Annotated in this window: 1 protein-coding gene; it reads left to right on the top strand. The window is 73.6% G+C overall.

The genetic code is table 11. From position 1 onward, the window contains the following. On the top strand, window positions 1–503 hold a 503-nt coding region (locus IE294_RS47245), incomplete at both ends, for an SDR family NAD(P)-dependent oxidoreductase (protein WP_189895451.1).

Raw genomic sequence — 503 nt, 5'->3', positions numbered from 1 at the left:
AAGGGGATCGGCCTCGCCACCGCGCGGCGGCTCGCCGACCGCGGACACCGGGTGCTGGGGATCGCCCGCGGTGTCCCGGACGGTGACTTCCCGGGGGTGCTGCACGCGTGCGACCTCGCCGACGCGGGGGCCACGCGCGAGCTGTTGGAGACGGTCACCCGCGAGGAGCGCGTGGACGCGGTCGTCAACAACGTCGGCCTCGTCCTGCCGGAACCGCTCGGCGAGATCACCCTCGACGCGCTGCGAGAGGTGTACGACCTGAACGTACGCGCCGCCGTACAGGTCACCCAGGCGTGCCTCGGCGGGATGCGGGAGCGCGGCTGGGGCCGGATCGTCAATGTGACGAGCCGTGCGCAGCACGGTTCGCGTACGCGCAGCAGCTACGCGGCGGCCAAGAGCGCGCTGGTGGGGCTGACCGGCACATGGGCGCTGGAACTGGCGGAGCACGGGGTGACGGTCAACGCGGTCGCCCCGGGCCCGGTGGAGACCGCACTCTTCCGCGC

Source organism: Streptomyces canarius, assembly GCF_014650735.1.
Taxonomy (GTDB): Bacteria; Actinomycetota; Actinomycetes; order Streptomycetales; family Streptomycetaceae; genus Streptomyces; species Streptomyces olivaceoviridis.
This window is presented reverse-complemented; position numbering and strand designations above follow the sequence as displayed.